The organism is Hydrogenophaga sp. (assembly GCF_025699295.1).
In the GTDB taxonomy this organism is placed as follows: domain Bacteria; phylum Pseudomonadota; class Gammaproteobacteria; order Burkholderiales; family Burkholderiaceae_C; genus Hydrogenophaga.
In genome coordinates, this window is sequence record NZ_JAILWB010000008.1 from 132,736 (window position 1) to 150,632 (window position 17,897).

The following is a 17,897-nucleotide window of genomic DNA, read 5'->3' on the forward strand; positions in this document are numbered from 1 at the left end:
TCTTTCCTCAGTTCTCAATAGCTGCTGACCACCAGCGTGTTGTTTGCGTAGGCCACTGCCTTCAATCGATAGCCGGCGTTCACGGCCTGGGCCATCACGTAGTCGGCCGCAGTCAGGAATGAGGGCTGTTCCACCAGCGCATCGCCTCCAATCGGCACCGAGTCCTTCGCATTCCACACAACCGACCAGTTGGCCCCTTGGCCCCAGCGACTGAGCATTTGTTCAACGCTCCGATCGTCGGTCCTCATCGACCACTTGCGCCCCTGCTCATCACCCCCAAACACCCCCGTAGTCGCAGGTTGGGCAGAGATTTCTTGCGCAGCCGGGTCTTGGCGCTTGCCAGCGCCTTGTCCAGTGTTCGGAGTGGAGGGCGTCGGCGCAGCCTTCTGCGATTGCTGGGCGGCGGCAGCGGGCGTGAAGCGGATTACGCGGTTGCTGTAGAAAGTCGCATCCAACGCGTAGCCCGCTTGTCGAAGCCCGGCTACGAGACGCTCGACCGCCTCCTTGAGCGACGCGGCTGGGATGACGGCGTCGCCGCCAACCTGCGCGTCGAGCTCAGAGGGAACTTCCCAAACAATGGTGTGGTTGGTCGCTGCGGCCCAACGACGAACCGTGGCCTGGACCGTCTTGTCGGAAGCAATCATGCGAAAGCCGCCAGGAGGGACTTCCTGGTGCGCTGACGCTGCCGCGCTGGGTGTCCCACTCGCGCCTTGTCGATGCAGAATTGCGTTGCCTTGAGCAAGCGTCAGCACGCCTGATCGGACCAACGCCTGCACGTTCTCTTGGGCCGTTCCCGCTCCCGGCTGTCCGTTCGTGGGCCGCGAAGGCGCGCGAGAAACCTCCACTTCCACTCGTACGTTGGATTCCCAGAGACTCTTGTCTTGCTTGCCAGCCACACCCACTTTCGTGGCGATCGAGTCAAGCGGCACCCCCGCCTTGACCAACGCATCGCGCATGGCATTCGCTCGCGCTTGATCAAGGCCCTCCTTGAGGGTTTCATCGTCACGCCCTACAACCTCGACTCGTGCACCTTTTTGAGCGCTCGCTGCGATGGAGGCGATAAGCTTGCGCCCTTTGGGCCCCAGTGTGGAGCTGCCTTTGGGAAACCAGATCGTGTGATCGGTGGTTCGCACCTGAGGATCGACCCATTCCATTCGATCGCCTCGGACCGGCGTTGCGTAGCTGTTTCGCTCGAGTGCGTCATCGATCAGAGACGGCGCGACGGGCGCGAGCGAGGCGACCAGGCGTTCACCCGGGCGAACCGTGCCACCCGTGAACGCATTGCTCATGCCGTTTGTGTCAATTTGCCGCAGGGATGGAGCATCAAGGCGTGTACCCGCGCTGTGAATCACCATCGCTTGCGCGCGACCCAGTTGCAATGTGAACTGCCCATGGACCTGAGGGACCTTGATATACGGCCCTTCGTGTTGCGGCACGAGCAGCTGCAGGGCACCGCCCGCACGGGCAAAGATCGCCGGGACGGCCTCGCCTGCGCGGAACTGGAAATATGTGCTCTTGCCATCATCGAAGACCTGTACTGGGGTAGCTCGCTGGCTCCCCGAAGTCACGTAGGAGAAGTCGTAGGCTCCGACCCGTTGTGACGTGCTGCCCACAGCCGCGTTCGCGCTGAGGAGAACCACTGCAAGGGCGGCGGCAGTTTTGGTGAAGGTGGTTTTCATGTTTGGAAGACCTGTTAACGACGGCTATACGCGCGTGGAAACACCATGTCGCTCACTACTTCGACGTTGATTCGAACGCCCTGCTTGACGGTGATAGTTGGTGGGATGACCTTGTTGCGGTCCAAGATCGTCTTGCTCACGTCAACAAGAACCTCACCAGCCGCGCCTTTGATCGCACCTTGCGAACCGATATTTGTTCCGGTGGGTGTGGTCGTCTGGTCGGCCAGTACGGCAATGAAGAAGCTCGAGGCGAACATCTTGAAAAAGTGGTTGTTCACGTCACCGTCTAGGCCTGCGGCACCCCGCAGGTCAGAACCAGGCGCTGGGGGCAAATCGAAACTCGTTCCGTCTGGGAGGATCAGCCGTTCAAAGGCGAACAGGATCCGCGCCTGGCCGACCTTGACGTCGGAGTCGTACTGGCCATCGAGTACGCTCCCCTTAGGAATCAAAAGTTGGCCTTTGCCCAGGCTGTCGTAAATGTCGAGCGTGGTGTAGGCAGTGAGTCGCCCTGGCAGGTCTGAGTTGATCGCGCGACCCAGCACGGCGGGGATGACCTTGCCCTGGTGCAGCACAAGGTTGCTCGGCGACTGATAGCTTCGCAGCGTCTTTCCGCCTTGGCGCTTGTCCTCAACGTCGCCGGCGTACTCCTTGACCCAACTCGTACGACTGACCTTTTGTGCAGCCGCTCCGCGAAGCTGGTCCAGTGCCGCGTTGAGGGTTGGCGCGATGCCTGCGCTCGGCGCGCTGTTAGTTCCTGTCGGCGGCAAGCTGCCGAAGACTGAATTCGCCGCCCCTAGGGCCGAACCAGCGGGGGTAGTGCCAAGCGCACCAGCCACGGCACCAAGGGTGGACCCTGGCCCACCATCGAAGTCGACCACGACGGACTTGGACAGTCGAACCTCTGCTTCTCGCTCGGCGGCACGCAGTGCTCCCTCCTCGTCGACGGAGGACTCCCGCCGGGGGGCGACCACAGGAGTGACGCTTTCCCCTTCCAGCTTGGATAGCGGCTTTTCGTAAAGGCTGGCCGTTGAGTCTGGACGACGGACCGATGCAGGCACCGGCGACGGTGTTTCCTGTGCGGCCTTCATCTCCTCATCGATTGACTGCGGCCGGCCCAGGACTTGGGAGGCCGGCGCTTCTTTCACCTGAGCAGTGAGATCCGTGGGCTGTGAAGGCGCCCCACTGAACATCATCGACGAGACGACGCCCAGCACCAGGACGGCGACGACGATCACAGCCAGTGTCGACTTCTTGAGCGGTATGCCCGGCTTGGGCTCCTCTGGGGAAATGAGCGAATCTTTGGACAGGCCCATGTCAGTCCTTCACGGGCTGGCCAAGCCAGTTGCGCTTCTGTACGCGATGGACTCGCACTTCTGGCTTGCCGAGCTTGAGAACCGCGGTGTCCAGCAAGCGCTGCGCTACGATGTAGTTGCCGCTCACGGTGTAGTTGACCAGGCTGTAATCGGTGCCCTCGATCACTGAGAACAAGGCCGGCTGTTCCTGCAGATCCGCGGGCATGCGGAAGTAGGTGAACTTGCCGTCGTCGAACACGATCTCTGGGCGGAACTTGGCATCGCCCTCGATGCTGTAGTCAAACCGCATCGACTCCGGCTTGATGCCAGCCGGCAAGTCCCCTGCGAGGCGGCCATCAGTCGCACGCGAGTCCTGTCGATCTGCACGTGGTTGCGATTGGCTCTCGTCACGGGCGTCGATCTGCGTTGCCAGTACACGAGCCGCATCGTTCGGAGTCGCCGGATCAAAGTCGAGAACGACCTCCTTGGGATAGATCCAGGAGATTCGCTGGTACCACTTGCGGCCGTCGCCGGTTGACTTGAGAACGAACTGATAGGGCCGCTTGTCCGTAAGCACCGTCAGCGACGTCTCTTGATCGTCGTAGCGTGGCTTGATGAACAGGTTCTTGCGATTCTTCGTCGGCGTGATCTCCCAGTTCGCTGTGTCTCCAGCTGCAACCGAAGTGATCTGCTCATCCGCGGCGAACTGCAAGTGGGTCACAGCGCGGGGTTTGGTAAGCACCAGAAACGTGTTGTCCTGGTCGAACTGGAACTCGACCAGCCGCGTATCGCCGCGCAGCGGCGTGGCAACCAGCTCCGCGGACGCGGGCGCATGGAGGAACAGCGCGGAGACGGCGACTGCAATCATCCCGATGGCGGTAGGACGAAAAGCTTTGCGGACAGGGGTATGGTTCTGCATCACAGGGCGCGCTCCTCGGCGTCGCTGAAGAAGGTGACAAGGATCCCGAGCGGGTTTGCCAGAAGGTCTGCTTCCTGCGTTGCCGGGGTCAGTCGGTAGTTGAGGGTGACGCGGTAGCGCCGGATCTTGTCGGCAGCGGGCGGCGCGGAGCCGACGCGCTCGGTCGTCGTGATGAAGATGAAGGCGGTACCGCGCACCGATGCATCAACCGCCGTCACCTTGACCTCACGGACCATGTCCGCCTCTCCGCGTATGCGTTCGAAAATCCGCTCGCGTGCGCGAAACTCAGTGAACTGTCCAACTGCCTTGTCGGCAGCGCGGCTGTTTGCCCATCTCAACAGTTGCGAGGATCGAAGCGGGTCGATGGTGTAGACCGCCTCGACCCAGCGGGCGAGTTCGGCCTTCACGACGGCCATGTTGGGATCAATGCGCTCAACCTGGACGGGGCGGTTTACGATGCCCGTCGTCGGGTTGATCTCGACGACCCAAGGACGCACTTCTTTGAGCGGGGTCACCACGGCGAGAGTGGCGACCGCCGTGATGGCCAGAAGCGAAGCCAGGATGGCCATGAGAAACCACCTCGCCGCCTCCACCTTGGACGAGCCGTAGACCTCGGCGAACTTGGCTGCGCCCTTCTCGTAGACGGCAGCCGGCGTGTTGGACTGCTTCGTCAGGACGTCGAGCGGGTCGGCCTTCTTGCCTTTGCTAGGCCTTTCCTCACTCGGATCGATGAGGGATGAGCCCTTGCCGAGCTTTGAACGATTGAAGAATGACATGTGCGCTACCTTTCCCAGTGAATGCTAGGTAGGAAGCGCAAAATTCGAGGTCAGACAACGACCCCATATCCATGCGTAGACCGGGTTTCAGATGCGCTCGACCCTCGGAGGCTCAAGCTGGCATCGCTCGTGCGCGGGGGCTCGATGCCTACACTCCCGCAGTAGGCAAAAAAAAGCCAGCGACTCGCGCTGGCTTCCATTGTGGACACGGACTTCAGAAGACCAAGCCCAGGCCCCATCGGATCATGGCGGTGCCGCCCAGGATGACCCCTACGACGCCTCCTACCATCAACCAAGGCTGTTCGCTTGCTATTCGGGTCACCGCCACACGAACAGACACGGCAGGCGCATCGTCCATGATCGTGCGGCGTTTCTCCTGGAGGTAGGCCACAGAGGCCTGTTCAGCGACTTCCTCAAGCGCCGCATCAATCATCTGCACCCGATCGTACGGGCTGATTCCAGTATCGAGGCCTTCATACCATCGCATGACGCCTTCAACCTCTGACTCCTGGACCTCATCACCATGAATTTCCCTGTCTCCCTCGGCCTCAACGGAATGCGCAGTTGATGGTTTGCCGCGCATTGCATCAAGCACTGCCATCACGCGCGCCCGGTCCACCTCGCCCAAGGCGATGAATTGCTGCAGCACCTGGTCAATCGGGGTGGACTGACTCGAGCCGACCTGAACTGAATCTGTCTTGTTCATCGTGTCTACTCATCAAAGGCGATGAGACTGCTTGTGCTGGACTTGGCGACGCGCACACTCGATGGACCGGTCGGCTGGCTCTTGAAGCCACACGCCTCAAGTGACTTTAGCTTTCGCTTTGCCGAATCGATGACCTTCCAATCAACGAGCGTGTTCCAAACCAAACCCGCATAGCGGTTGTTGAAGCAGGGAGTGGCCGAGTGATATGCACCGACCGCAAACCAGGTGTTTCCATGGGCCCGGTACTGCTTGGCCAGGTGCCAAGCCGCAACGTACGTGGAAACGCAGGGATCGAGCAGGTCCTTGTCACTGATCCCATACTTCCTCAACTCTTTGAGGTGGATCGAATTGATCTGCGCCATCCCTATGTCGACAGAGCCGTTCGGGTTGCGATTGACCGCACCGGGCTTGAAGTTGCTTTCCACTTTCAAGATGGCTTTGAGCACCCATGGGTTCACGGAATGCCGCTCTGCTGCCGTCACGACGCACCGCGTCTCCGCTGTCAGTGGCATGGCACCCAGTGTGGCCGTTTCCCCCTCGGTCTGGGCGAACGCGCTGCCAGCAGCCAGCCAGCACAGGGAAGCGAGGGATGCGATGCGAGCTCTCATCAAAGGACCATTTGAACGGCTTGATCGACGTCCGCCTGTGTGACTACGACGGGGGTAGTGCGCCGGGAGATAGCGCGGTTAAGTGCGGCTTGAGCTACTGCCTCGGCGTTGGCGATGCTCTCACCGTCGAGCAACTTACCCACCGAGGCAATGGTGAGACCATCGTCGAGCTTGACCTTGCGAGCGATGAACCATGCTTCCAGATAGCGACCCAGGCCCTCTGCGCTCGGGCGCTCGAAGCGAACCTTCTCCGTGAATCGGCCACCACGCAGCAGGGCGGCGTCAATCTGCTCGGGGTTGTTCGTCGCGGCAACCCACACAACGTCCCTGACCCGATCGCCAACGCCATCCATGAGAGTGAGCAGCTTGTTGGTGGCTTCGGTGCTGGTCGAGAAGTCGCGGTTCTTCAGCAGTTCGTCGGCCTCATCCACGAAGATGATGCAGGGGCGCAACTCCTTTGCCTTGGCGTACAACTTCTCCAACTCTTTGGGGTTGCGCGCGAGGTCAGCGCCAGTAGCCGGCAGGAAGGCCCAATCGATCTCTTTGGCAAGCGCCTTGACGGTTGCCGTCTTACCGGTGCCCGGCGGGCCATAGAACAGCACCCCAGTAGGCAGTGTGCCGCCGTGGGCTTCGGTGTGTTCGGGGTCGGACATGCGACCAGCGACCAGGTCGAGCATCTCTCGGGTGGTCGACGAAAGCACCAGCTCGTTCAGCGGCTTCACATTCTCCAGAGTCGTTCCCTTTCGGCCTTGCAGGGTGCGTAGTGCCCCCATGAAGTCCTCGAACGTGGGCTGCTTCTTACCCATGCGGTCCAGATAGGACGGCAGTTCTTCGGTGACCGCCAAGATGCGCTTGACAGAGAAGCCATTCCAGCGGCGAGCAACGGAGTCCACGACCGAGTCAGCCACCACTGCATTGGGCAGGTTGGTTTTGAGGCCATGCTTGAGCAGACCGATACGCGCTTCACTGTCGGGAGGCGTGATCTCCACCTTGAAGTCGAAGCGGCCTTCGCGAATGCCTGCGCCGTCCAGGCGATCGATATGGTTGGTCGCAGCCACAAGGATGACTTTCTCTTTGCGGATGTCGACCATCAGGGTCAGCAGGGCGTTGACCACATCGCGGTCCTCCTTGACGCCCTGGCCCCCGCCATCACGCGACTCCAGGAAACTGTCGACCTCATCAATGAACAGCACGCACGGCTGCTGACGGCGCGCATCAGCGAACGCCTGGTTGATACGGGAGGTCTTCTCGCCCACCCACTGGCTCGCCACATCGGCGTAAGACAGCTGGAGGAAAGGCAAGCGCAACTCGCCGGCCAGCGCTTCAGCAAAGACGGTCTTGCCGTTGCCCGGTTCGCCAGAAAGAAGGATGCCGTTGCGGGCAGTCTTCTGGCCATCACGTCGGGCCACGATGGCTTCGGCGGCGTCCTTGAGCCGCGCCTTGATCTCGGTGTTGCCGTAGATGCTCTTGAAGGTCTGACTGGGAAGAACAGAGCGCGCAACCTGAACTGGTTCTGCCCCGTCGCCAGAATTTCCCGCACCGTGCACCGCTCGCTCGCGCTCGGCCGCTTGCATGTTGCCGAAGCGGAGCCATGCCAGCATCGCGCCGCTGAACGCCAGCGTTGCACCAAAGAACACGTGGCCACCCATGCCGGTACTTGCGCCGACGAGCCACATCCCGTACGCGATTGTTCCCGCCACGAGATTGACGATCCAGATATAGGCAGCCGTCTCCACAAACCAGTTCCGCCGCAGAACCGCAGCGCAGACGAGGTGAAGTGCGGTGAAGAACACGGTCGCCGCAGCGATGATTCCGGCCCATAGCAGTTCAAAGCCTCCCTTGTCGCCCAGGGCATTGGCTCGAACAGCGGCCAAGGGGAAGTCCAGGTCCCAGCCATTCAGCCACGCCAACGCCGAATGCAGGATCAATACGACCCAGACAAGCATCATCGGCAGATGGACAAAGGGGGTGAGTGCGTTCCTGAGCGACATGGGGTTTCTCCTTGCAATCAGGCTAGCACCCGATTGAAGAAGTTCAAGCGGCCCTGAGGGCTGAATCTAGTCGGAGTCAAGCTTTGCCCAGGGGCCCGACGAAACCTCGAACCGCCTTCGCATGCCCTGCCATGTATCCTGAAGCGCGGTTCCCAGACCGATCTCCCACGTCCGCTTGGCGACGCGCATTGCCCTGCGACCGGCCCGCTGCGGCGCCTGCGGCAAACTCCATCTTGCGGACGGCCGTACCCGCTGCCCTACCGCCCACGTAGGAGCCACCCCTGACGGCAGCACTACCTGCCTGACCACCTGCCTCCGCCACATTGCTCGTACCTCGGTCCGCAATCCTCCCAGTTGGCGACTGGGTAATTCCTTTCATGCCCCCGAAGCCCGAGCCGCCAGCGCTCCCCGCAAGCAAGCCGGTGGCAATGCTGGGCACCTGTGTGAGCAGGAGCGAGCCCAGCAACGCAAGGATGGCCATGGTTGCGTGCATAAGAAAGTCCTGCACCAGCTTCTGAGTATTCGTTGCTCCCGCCATCTCCGTGGCCATCTGTTGTCCCAGCTGGCTCACGCCTACGAGAATTCCCGCGACCGCCGTCAGGAGGAATGCCAGCACGATCTTCATCATGCAGGCTCCCAGGAGAAAGCGCAGCCACGAATCGAAGACCCACGACATCGGACGGAACATCACGAAGGGCACCATTACCGGCGCCAACGCCAGCACCAGGGCTAGCGAGATGAAGGACATCAGCACTGTCCCCATGCCTACAACGGCCGCAAGGACCAGCAAGAAACCGGTCAGGAGCTTCCCGAGCGCACTGACCAAAGTCGACGCGAGCGCCGGAGCCCACGAACCGGGATCCATCAGGCTGGCCTCAGCGGTACTCGGCATCGCGAAGACCTCCGAGATCGCCGAGAAGATTGGCGTGGCAACAGTTCCAAGCGCGCTCTTGAGGTCTGCCATCGACCCGCCACCAAGGGCAGTTCCAATGGAGTCCATCGTGCTCACGATGGCATTGCCCGCTGACTTGTCCAAGAACGCGTAGACGAACGCGAACGAAACCCAGATCGGCACCCACTCACCAATCAGTTCGCCAAATCCTTTCCCGCCCGCCATCGTTTTCACGGCCGTCCAGACCATGAGAGCGATCAGAAAGAAGCCGCTGATAGTGCGGCCCATCCCATTCAGCGGACCATTCTCCAAGGTCTTCAGTGCGCCGCCAATCGCCTCCGACACTTTGCCCACAATTTCATCTGGGCTGACCGCGTACCCGGATGTCGCCGTCGCCGCTGCGGGTGACGAACCTGTTGAATCTGGCGCCGCGTTCACGACTGCGCTGGCGATGCCTGCAATGACGATGAAGAGAATGATGAGATTGCGCGGACGGCTCAGCCGACGCCGTTTGTCAGCGAACCACTCCACAACCTTCTCAGCGAGGAGGCCTACCCAGAATGCGAACAAGTGATTGGAGTGGTCGCGCATGATTCGACTGACTTTCTAGGGAGTTACTTCGTGGACTGGCGCAGCGCATCAGCTACAGCCTTACGACGAGCCTCAATGGCACGCTCCTGATTGAAGCGCTCCTGGCTTTCGATTGCCGAACGCTCGGCGCTGACGGCCTTCTCAGTCTGGCTGCGTGTTTGCTCTTGCATCGTCGCGACCATTACTTCGGTCAGGCGAGCGTTCTGCACCAACAGCCGGTTCATCTGTTGATTCATCAGCTGCATCGACTGTTGGGCACCAATGGATTCCTTCACAAGAGGCTCGTATTGCCGAACCTCTGCGTAATCCTTCTGAACTTGGTCCAGGACTGATGCCTCATATTCAAGTCGGTTGATCGCCCGCTTGTTCTTGTTGCTCGCATCTTTTCGCACCGCGGCCATGTACTCGTCCCAGCTCGCTCCGGTGAGCTTCGCTTCGGTAAAGCGCTTCTCCATCAGCGACTTTTGCTCGCCCAACGAACCTTGCAACTGGCCTAGCGCGGAGGTGTATGCCCGCAGTCCCTCCAAGGCGCTTTGATTGGCGACGATGTTTGAAGGCAATTGCCCGAGCTTCTCCAGGTTGTTGATCTGCGTGCGGAACTGTTGAATCTGTAGCGCGTATTGGCTCGCCTCGGCCGACGCCGAGGCGGCACTGTCCATGGCCACCTGGATAAGCTGGAAATTGTTCGCGATCTGTGTCCACTCTGACGCGCCGCCCGCGACGGCGCCGGCCATTGCGTTGGCCGCGCAGAACGAAGTTGCGACGAAGCCGACCTTCACTACCAGTTGCTTAGCTTTGAACATGTAGCACCTCTCTCAAGAACTTCATTTCCCAATTCCCTTGGCCCGCAGCGGCGTACTCCGCTAGCGATGCGCGTTTAGCTTCTTGCGTGGTCGCCTCGTTGATCGCTAGAACGGCCGCCGGCATCTGCGTATTCACAAGGCGTGTCACTGTGGGGCGCACCAGCAGATAGTCACGCTTGGGAATCGCTCCGGCGAGCAAATCCATCTGAGCGTCTGTGGTACCGAAGACCGAGCGAAACAACTCGGCTTGCTCATGCACGGATGACTTTACGGCCGGAAGGAAGATCTGGCAGGGAATGTTGGTCACAAAGCTGCCAATGTTTGGCAGTCGCGCGATCTCATCCAAGGCCTGCGTGGCGAACATCACGAACGCACGCTTCTTGCGGAACGTACGGAGCCAGTCTTCCATCTTCTGAGCGAAAACTGGGTTTGAAAGCATGTACCACGCCTCTTCCACATAGATGAGCGTGGGCGTTGTCCCGTTGAGGCTGCGCTCAATGCAATAGAAGGCGTAGTCCATGAACGGGCTGGCCAGCTGGGGAGTCTCCAAAATGCCGCCGCACTCCATGCAGACCATGCGGGTCAACTTGAAGTTGTCTACGTCGTTGTCGAAGTAGGCGGCGTAGGGCCCAGCGCCGTAGTCGTCCTCTTCGTCCGATCGGTCTACGTAGGGAGCGAGCTTGGCGGCCAAGTCCATGTTCTCGCCAGCAATGAGCGCGTAGATGGCAGACAGCCGCCAGGCAGACTCCGGGCTGCGGCGTAGGCCTTGAATGGCGGTGAAGATCGTTGCGCTTTCTGTGGGGCTCACCTCACTACCGCCGGCGGTGATCAGCACTTCGACCCATTGACGCAGACGCATGTCGTCGTTGTTCTGCATCATGACCTTGACTGGATTCATCCCACGGTCCTTGCCCTTGGGACCCGAGTCGATGTGCTTCCCACCCATCAGGACTGAGCCCATCATCAGGCTGTAGTCCTTGTCAAAGATGAAGGTCTGGCCTGGGTTGTACTTCTGAAACTGGGCGATGAGCAGCGTCATCAGGGATGTCTTGCCAGAGCCCGAACCGCCGATGATTGCCGTGTGGCCCAGATCCCCCTCGTGCGGGTTGAAGTCGTAGGTGACACCGTAGGGGGTCAAGAAGCGGCAAAGCGGCGGCACGTCATGGCCGAGCACGCGCGAGAACAGCGGATGGTGATCCTCGCCGCGGGAGATCGTCCGAATGGGTGCGAGGTCCGCGATGTTGGCCGTCGATGCCAGTTTCCAGCGCAACGTCGCGTTGGCATTTCCCGGCAGACTCGTCAGGTAGGCAGACATCAGGCCTTGTCGCTCACGCACTATGGTGAATCCGCTGCTGCGCAGGCTGCCAGCCAGAACGTCTGCGGCTGCATCCGCCTGGCGTTGGGTATCGCCCAGGGCCAGCACCGTCATGTTGTAGTAGCCGTACGTCAGGTCCTCAGTGGTCAACTCGACCAGCGCATCCTGAGCGTCCTGGGCCAGGTGGAGGTTGCCGGTATTCACCTTCTCACTCTCGGTGTCGAACAAGCGTTCGAAGACGCGCGTGACCACCGACTTCACCTCGGAGCGGTAAAACATCTCGGCCTTCTGGATCGCCGACTCGGCCACCATCCGGTCCAGGAAACGGAAGCACTGCACCAGCACGTATTCGCAGTCAGCTGCCATCAGACGGTCAACGTCAAGGCAATGGGCCTCGCGCGGCGTTCCCGTGGTGGTCAATGCAGCCACGTAGGTCGACTTGGTCGGGCCCTTGAACTCCAGCTGGTCGTTCTTGCGCTCGATCATGTCGGTCGCAAGCGTGGTGTTCAGGTAAGGCGTCCCCTCAGGGATCTTCACCGGACCACGCGGTGAGGCAAGGTTGGCGCGTGCGTACAGCTCGCCCAGGAAGTCAGCCCCCTCCATACGACGGAAGCCAAGGTTGGTTTCCACCACGCCGGCGAAGGAAGCTATGACCTTTTCGAACTCGGCAGCCATCTCGGCGAGCTGGCCCCGCACCTGGGCGACAGCGCCCTTCTCAGATAGTCGGCGCTTGATCAGGCTGCTGGTCGCCTTGAAGAAGTTGCCGTCTGCCTCCTGGATCTCAGCGCTAAGGGCTTCGAAGAAGCGCTCGGACTTGTTGGGAAAGTTGTAGCTCAGGTACAGCCGCTGCGTGATGACAGCGTTGCGGCGCACCTTGCAGGCGGCCCCCCACTGCTCATCGATCAAACGCGCGACAGGGCTGCTGAACTCGCCGAATGGGTAACCTTCGGTGAAGCGGCGCTCCTGAATGCTCCAAAGTGTCACACGATCACCGAGGGAGCGCAGGGCCGTCTGCAGCTGGTTGATGCGCTGGTCGACCTCGAAGTTCTCTTTGCCCTCGACGTCTTCGCCGGTGAAGGAGAAGCCAGCCAGCAAAGAGCCGTCCTGGCAGAGGACGAGGCTGGGCGTGACTTGGCCAAACCACGGCAACAACTCGGAGAAGCTCCTTGCTGCTTTGCGGGGTTTGGTGAAGAGGTCGTCGAAGTCGAGCATGGCGAGCGTTGGTATCAGTGAAATGCGAAAGCGCGCGGGCAGAGCCGCGCGCGAAATCAGCGGGGCAGGCCCTTGCCCCAGCCCCGCGGCCGACTGTTGACGTCGCTTGCGCGCGGCGTTGCGTCGTAGACGTGTTCCTCGTTCAGGTAGCGCAGAAGGATCGCCACGAACTGGTCATCCTTCTTGGTCACCCAACGTGCGATCAAGTAGATGACGCCAACGACCGGGAAGGCCCAATACATCTTGGCCACCAGGGCAAAGACTGCGAGGAAGACGATCCCTGCGAAGCTGCCCTTCTCCACCCCCATGATCAGCTTGGGGCGATGAAGGGAAATGTGAAACGGGCTGGAGCGAGATGCCACGGCTTACTGCAGGCAAGCCGACATGCCGGCGATGTTGTTGATGTAGCCGTTGCTCGAGAGGATGGAGCCCAGGCCGATCAGCACACCGAAGATGATGCAGACCGTGATGATCTTGCCCCAATCCATCTTGGAGATCATCCCAAAGACCAGCGTCACCACGACGCTGATGACGAACACCACGATGGCCAACGGGCCCTTGAGCCACGCTACGACACTGCAGCCGAAGTCCTGAATGAAGGGAACGGAGATGGTCGATTGGGCGAAGGCTTGCCCGGGCAGGAGGATGGCAGCGAGAAGCGCCACAACAGCGATCAGAATCGGCAATTGGGCGGGGGAGGCGCGGCGCTCAGTGAACGGCGAAGAAAACAGTTGGACGGAATGAGCGAAGTTCATCGAAGGTCTCTCCAGGGTGAAAAAGTGGGGGGGGTTGGTGAAAACTTGGTTACTCGGGCTTAGAAGTTCTCAACGTCGTACTCGCCGGCGGCCCGGTTGAAACCGTGCAGGCGACTGACTTGCGAGACGGTGCGCTTGGGCCCGTCCCGATAGATGAAAAACATCCAGTCGAGGGTTTCAGCGATGGCTGTGCGCAGCGGGTCGTAGGGCACGCCCATGTTTGCCATCAGCAGCAGGTTCTCAAGGCGTGGCAGCGCCTTTGGTGCGCTGTTGGCGTGAATCGTCGCGGCTGAACCGGGGTGGCCCGTATTGGCAGCATCCAGCCAGTCATAGGCTTCCGGACCGCGCAACTCGCCCAGCACCACGCGCTTAGGGGCATAGCGCATGGCTGTGCGAACGGCCTTGCGAGGGGTCACACCTTGCTCGTCGTCGCACTCGATGAGCACGTGGTTCTCGCTGGTGATCTGCAGCTCATGCACGTTCTCGATGACGAACAGTCGTTCGTCGGCCGGCATCATCGAAAGCGCTGTGTTGAGCAGCGTGGTCTTGCCAGAAGCGGTTCCGCCCACGACCAGGAAGGTCTGGCGGGCAGCGATCGCGTCTGCGAGTAGGGTCGCGTAGCGCTCAGAGATCGTTCCTGACGCGATGTATTCTTCGATCGTGAAGACGCGCGCAGCATGGCGGCGAATACACATCGATGGGCCTTTGACTGCAACCGGCGGCAGGATCGCCTCAACCCGAAATCCCGGAAGCGGAGCCGACAGGATGCGGTTGTTCGACTTCTCGCCGACTTCCTTTGCGACCAGAGAGGCGATAAGCGTGATTGCGGTCTTGATCGTGCCCGCGCTCAGCTGAACTGGCACGCGGTGCTCCTTGCCTCGGCGCGAGATGAACACGTCATCTGGGCCGTTGACCATGATCTCGTTGACTTCCTCGTCCTCGAAGTACTTGCGAAGCGGGTGCAGCGTGTCCTTGATCTGGGTCAGAACGCTGTGCTTGTAGCCGCCACGAGAGCTTGGTACTTCGGCACCAGGGGCAATTCCTGTTCTCATGCAGGAATTCTTGACGCGGGGAGGCCCCTTGCTGCCCCGGCCAACGACCCCGGAAAGGGGCGTAGACCGAGGTTTTCGCGATCACCTTCCGAAGATCGGCTGCGAGTTGGAAACCAGGATTGACAGTGGCAGCGCCACCAGCGCGGCCCATGCCGGTGCGAGCAAGGGCGAAAGGCTGAATGGAAGCACCAGGTAGAGCACGGGCAGCGCCACAACGGGGATGACCACCATGCCCGCCAACGTGAATGTGGCAGGGCGCAAAGCGCCGAACTCGCTCATCTTCACGTTTCGCTGCATCAGCCCGTCGTAGACCGAGGCGATGAACATTGGCGAGAGAAACACCAGCCAGATGAGCACGATGGCCAGTCGCATGGCCACGATGTAGGACTGAAGCACCAAGCCTTGCATGTAGCTGTTGAACATGCTGCCCATGATTGCGCCACCCGGTCCTGCAACCCTCGCGCTCAGTTGGCGCTCAGCCTTCGTGAGCTTTGCGGTCTTGGCCGCGCCGGCGACGACTGCAAGCGGCGTACCTTCAAAGATCGAGTTGGCAAACCCCACCACCATGTCGGAAGCGCGCGATCCCATCGCCGCACGCGTCTGCTGGATCTCGCCGATGACAAAGCGCTCCATGCTATCGCCCGAGCGAAGCAAGGGGGATAGCAAGAAGCCGAGGATCGCGAGCAAGAACCAGAAGCCGAGATGCTGGGAGTTTTTCATCGGATGCGCGCAACTTCAGCCGTTGGCCGCGTGTCGCAAGAGGTGACCGGTATCAGTGGGGTTTGCCAGACGCGTGACCATGTGGGTGCGAACGCCCGCGATGGTCCCTTCGCTGGGGGCGGGGCTTGTGAACTCAGCGCAAACCGTGTCGATGCACAAGCGTTTCGCCCAGGCGCCCAGTGGCTCAGCAAAGGGCGTCCAGCGGTGCGTGACGCCACTCAGATCAGTGCCCGAAATGGTCAGACGCGCAACGTCTGCGGCATGCTCGGTCAACCCGAAAAGGTAGACCCCGACGATTCGGCCGAGGAAGGCTTCGCCATTGCTCACCGAGGCGTGCGAGCGCCGCAGCGCTTCGGCAATACACAGCGCCAGCAGAGAGCCGCCCGCCTTGTCGGGCCAGTGCGGGCCGATGTACTCAGCGAGCTTGCGCGTCGCTTCCTTCAAGTTGGGGTGATGCGCCCAGATGACTTCGGCAAACGACTCATGCGGGGTATCGCGAACGGCGGTCTTGATCCATTCGTCCTCGTCGGCTTCATGCAGTTCGCTCACCGGCCAGTACACCACCGAAGCGGTTCTCAGGTCTTTGGGAGCAATCCGTGCACGCGCGGCGTTCAGCGTGACGATCGTGGTCATGTCTTTCGATATCTCTTGTCTTCGACGATCACCGGAATCCGGCCCTTGACGAGCTCGCCGCGGTTGAAAAACCCGATGTAGTGCAAATCCTGCAGGCTGGGCAGCAACGAGCGCGGGAAGATCTCCTTGTCCTTCTCCGAGATCGACGTGCTTGAGTTTGCCGAGAATTCCAGCCCAACGTCCTCTGTCTTCGAGCCAATACCTGTCGATTGACCACGGACGGTGATGGTTGTCTCGCCCAGTTTCTCCGTGATCAGGGCCATCGTGTCCGGATCCTGGGTGGCGCCGACAATCATGTTGTTCATGTTGCCGATGAAGCGCTTGGCGCGCGCCGTGTTTCCCTGAAACTTGTCGACCAGGTCGCTGAACGTCTGCCCGAGCGCCCAGATGAAGAAGCCAGCGCCGCGTCCCTTGTTGGCCTGCTGGATGACGGGCGCGCAGACTGCGTCGCCCCATTCGTCAATGACCACGTGCACGCGGCGCGGCTCCTCCCCGGTGTCGGCAGCCGTCCCATGGTTGTAGATCTCTGCCGCCACCGCCGAAAGTTCCGCGAGCGCCATCGTCGAAATGGCCCTGCCCACCGACTCGTCGGCCAGTGTGTCCGTGCCGATATAGAGGATGTGGTTACCCTCGACAATGCGCTTGCCGTCCATGATGGGGCGCGTGTCGTTGATGTCGTCGTAATCGGGCGAGAGCAAACCCTTTAAGTCGTCAGTCGTGAGCTTCGTGAGCATCGGGGTGATGGAGACGATCATCTTGCCGAACCACTCGCGGTTGGCTTCAAGAATGGCGATGAGCCCTCGCAGTTCTTCCGGCTTGATCGGCAGGCCCCGCAGACGCGCCTCCTCTTCGTTCTCAGGCACCATCTCCTGGAACACCTTGATCATGGCCGCCAGTTCAGGCGAGGAGGTTTCGACTCCGCCCTTCTGGGGCTTTCCCCCGGCAGAGGCAAGTGCGTTGATCTGCTTCTCCAGCGCTTCATGCAAGTCCGGGCACTCGTCTTCGAAGAACTTCTTGAGCGCTTGGGTCGTGAGCGCTTCCACCGCGGTGCGGGACTCCATGGCGGTCTTGAGCGTGTAGATGGAAACCCGGCGACCAACGTACTTCATTGCGTTGGTGATCCGGTGCACGGCCATCCAGCAAAACTCTTTGAAGTTGTCGCTCTCTTGGCTGTCCAGCACCATCGTGATGCGCGAGGCCACCTGGGAAACGCGGTCCCAGTTCTTGATGAGGTCAAGGCGCACCGACTCGCTGGCGAACGCCGGGTGCAGCATCAGGAATCGCTCGGGCTTGCCTGACAGGATTGCAGCCTGGCGACAAATCTCGCGAAGGTCCTTGTCACCCTTGGGGTCGATCACGATCACGCAATCGCCGCGCATAGCAAGCTGGAAGATCACCAGCGCGGCCAAGCGCGTCTTGATGGCGCCCGTCGTCGCGATGATGGCGCAATGCCCCTTGAGCGAGTCGAAGGGCAGCACCACATCCTTCTCGCCCATGTCAAGGCCGTGGATCCAAGGCAGTCCTTTGGACTTGAGCGGATCGCGCTTGTCTCCACGCCACTTGAGCCACCAGGGGGGTGGGTAGACGTCCACGAGGTCGCGCTTCATGATCTCGTACGCGCGCTGGGTATGCCGCGGTTCCCAGCGATAACCCCAGCCAAGCCACAGATTGCTGCCCAGCTTGTGCATGGACTTCTGCAGTCTGGATGCTGGCATGACCACGGTGGGCTGGCCGAGCAGAGACATCTTGTACTTGAGCAGCTTGTTGGCCGCGAGGAAACGCATACCAGTCATGCTCAGCGCGAGCAGCGCGCAGGCAGCCAAGGCTGGCTTAGGCGCGTCAAGGGCGAAGGCAACGCCGATCATCCAGAGGCTGGCCACGCCCCACACGATTGCGGCGCGCGCCTCATAGACAGGGCGTAGGAGTTGTTCGAACCGCTTCTTTTCAGCCATT

At 60.8% G+C, this 17,897-nt stretch carries 16 protein-coding genes; all 16 read right to left on the reverse strand.

Translation table 11 applies throughout. The annotated features are described in order from the left end of the window. Window positions 1–14: 14 nt before the first annotated feature. A complete protein-coding gene (locus K5880_RS10255) occupies window positions 15–1,679 on the reverse strand; it encodes a TcpQ domain-containing protein (protein WP_297651377.1) in 1,665 nt (554 codons plus the stop codon). A 14-nt stretch (window positions 1,680–1,693) separates the two neighbouring features. Then, window positions 1,694–2,992 (reverse strand): TrbI/VirB10 family protein, encoded by a 1,299-nt coding sequence (locus K5880_RS10260; RefSeq protein ID WP_297651379.1) that lies wholly within the window; start codon window positions 2,990–2,992, stop codon window positions 1,694–1,696. A gap of 1 nt (window position 2,993) precedes the next feature. Further along, complete coding sequence (locus K5880_RS10265; protein ID WP_297651380.1) at window positions 2,994–3,890, reverse strand: TrbG/VirB9 family P-type conjugative transfer protein; 897 nt, start codon at window positions 3,888–3,890, stop codon at window positions 2,994–2,996. Then, complete coding sequence (locus tag K5880_RS10270; RefSeq protein ID WP_297651381.1) at window positions 3,890–4,666, reverse strand: type IV secretion system protein; 777 nt, start codon at window positions 4,664–4,666, stop codon at window positions 3,890–3,892. The genes K5880_RS10265 and K5880_RS10270 overlap by 1 nt, the downstream gene beginning before the upstream one ends. 214 nt (window positions 4,667–4,880) lie before the next feature. After that, on the reverse strand, window positions 4,881–5,372 hold the full coding sequence (locus K5880_RS10275; RefSeq protein WP_297651382.1) for a hypothetical protein: 492 nt from the start codon (window positions 5,370–5,372) through the stop codon (window positions 4,881–4,883). A 5-nt stretch (window positions 5,373–5,377) separates the two neighbouring features. Then, window positions 5,378–5,980 carry a lytic transglycosylase domain-containing protein gene (locus tag K5880_RS10280; RefSeq protein WP_297651383.1) on the reverse strand — a complete coding sequence of 201 codons (603 nt, stop codon included), beginning with the start codon at window positions 5,978–5,980 and terminating at the stop codon, window positions 5,378–5,380. Then, entirely contained in the window at window positions 5,980–7,971 is a 1,992-nt protein-coding gene (locus K5880_RS10285) for an AAA family ATPase (protein WP_297651384.1), read from the reverse strand. The genes K5880_RS10280 and K5880_RS10285 overlap by 1 nt, the downstream gene beginning before the upstream one ends. Before the next feature lie 76 nt (window positions 7,972–8,047). Then, window positions 8,048–9,454 (reverse strand): type IV secretion system protein, encoded by a 1,407-nt coding sequence (locus tag K5880_RS10290; protein ID WP_297651385.1) that lies wholly within the window; start codon window positions 9,452–9,454, stop codon window positions 8,048–8,050. A 23-nt stretch (window positions 9,455–9,477) separates the two neighbouring features. Beyond that, window positions 9,478–10,257, reverse strand: coding sequence for a hypothetical protein (locus tag K5880_RS10295; RefSeq protein WP_297651386.1), 780 nt, complete (start codon window positions 10,255–10,257; stop codon window positions 9,478–9,480). Beyond that, the gene (locus K5880_RS10300) at window positions 10,244–12,784 is read right to left on the reverse strand and encodes a type IV secretion system protein VirB4 (RefSeq protein WP_297651387.1); all 2,541 of its coding nucleotides are present in this window, start codon (window positions 12,782–12,784) and stop codon (window positions 10,244–10,246) included. The genes K5880_RS10295 and K5880_RS10300 overlap by 14 nt, the downstream gene beginning before the upstream one ends. A 56-nt stretch (window positions 12,785–12,840) precedes the next feature. Next, window positions 12,841–13,146 carry a VirB3 family type IV secretion system protein gene (locus K5880_RS10305; RefSeq protein ID WP_297651388.1) on the reverse strand — a complete coding sequence of 102 codons (306 nt, stop codon included), beginning with the start codon at window positions 13,144–13,146 and terminating at the stop codon, window positions 12,841–12,843. A gap of 3 nt (window positions 13,147–13,149) precedes the next feature. Then, entirely contained in the window at window positions 13,150–13,539 is a 390-nt protein-coding gene (locus tag K5880_RS10310) for a TrbC/VirB2 family protein (protein WP_297651389.1), read from the reverse strand. Between the two features lie 59 nt (window positions 13,540–13,598). Beyond that, window positions 13,599–14,591 carry an ATPase, T2SS/T4P/T4SS family gene (locus K5880_RS10315; RefSeq protein WP_297651390.1) on the reverse strand — a complete coding sequence of 331 codons (993 nt, stop codon included), beginning with the start codon at window positions 14,589–14,591 and terminating at the stop codon, window positions 13,599–13,601. 81 nt (window positions 14,592–14,672) lie between these two features. Next, on the reverse strand, window positions 14,673–15,311 hold the full coding sequence (locus K5880_RS10320; protein ID WP_297651391.1) for a DUF4400 domain-containing protein: 639 nt from the start codon (window positions 15,309–15,311) through the stop codon (window positions 14,673–14,675). A gap of 15 nt (window positions 15,312–15,326) precedes the next feature. After that, window positions 15,327–15,944, reverse strand: coding sequence for a hypothetical protein (locus K5880_RS10325; protein WP_297651393.1), 618 nt, complete (start codon window positions 15,942–15,944; stop codon window positions 15,327–15,329). Then, window positions 15,941–17,896, reverse strand: coding sequence for a conjugative transfer system coupling protein TraD (gene traD, locus K5880_RS10330; protein ID WP_297651395.1), 1,956 nt, complete (start codon window positions 17,894–17,896; stop codon window positions 15,941–15,943). The genes K5880_RS10325 and traD overlap by 4 nt, the downstream gene beginning before the upstream one ends. Between the last annotated feature and the right edge of the window lies 1 nt (window position 17,897).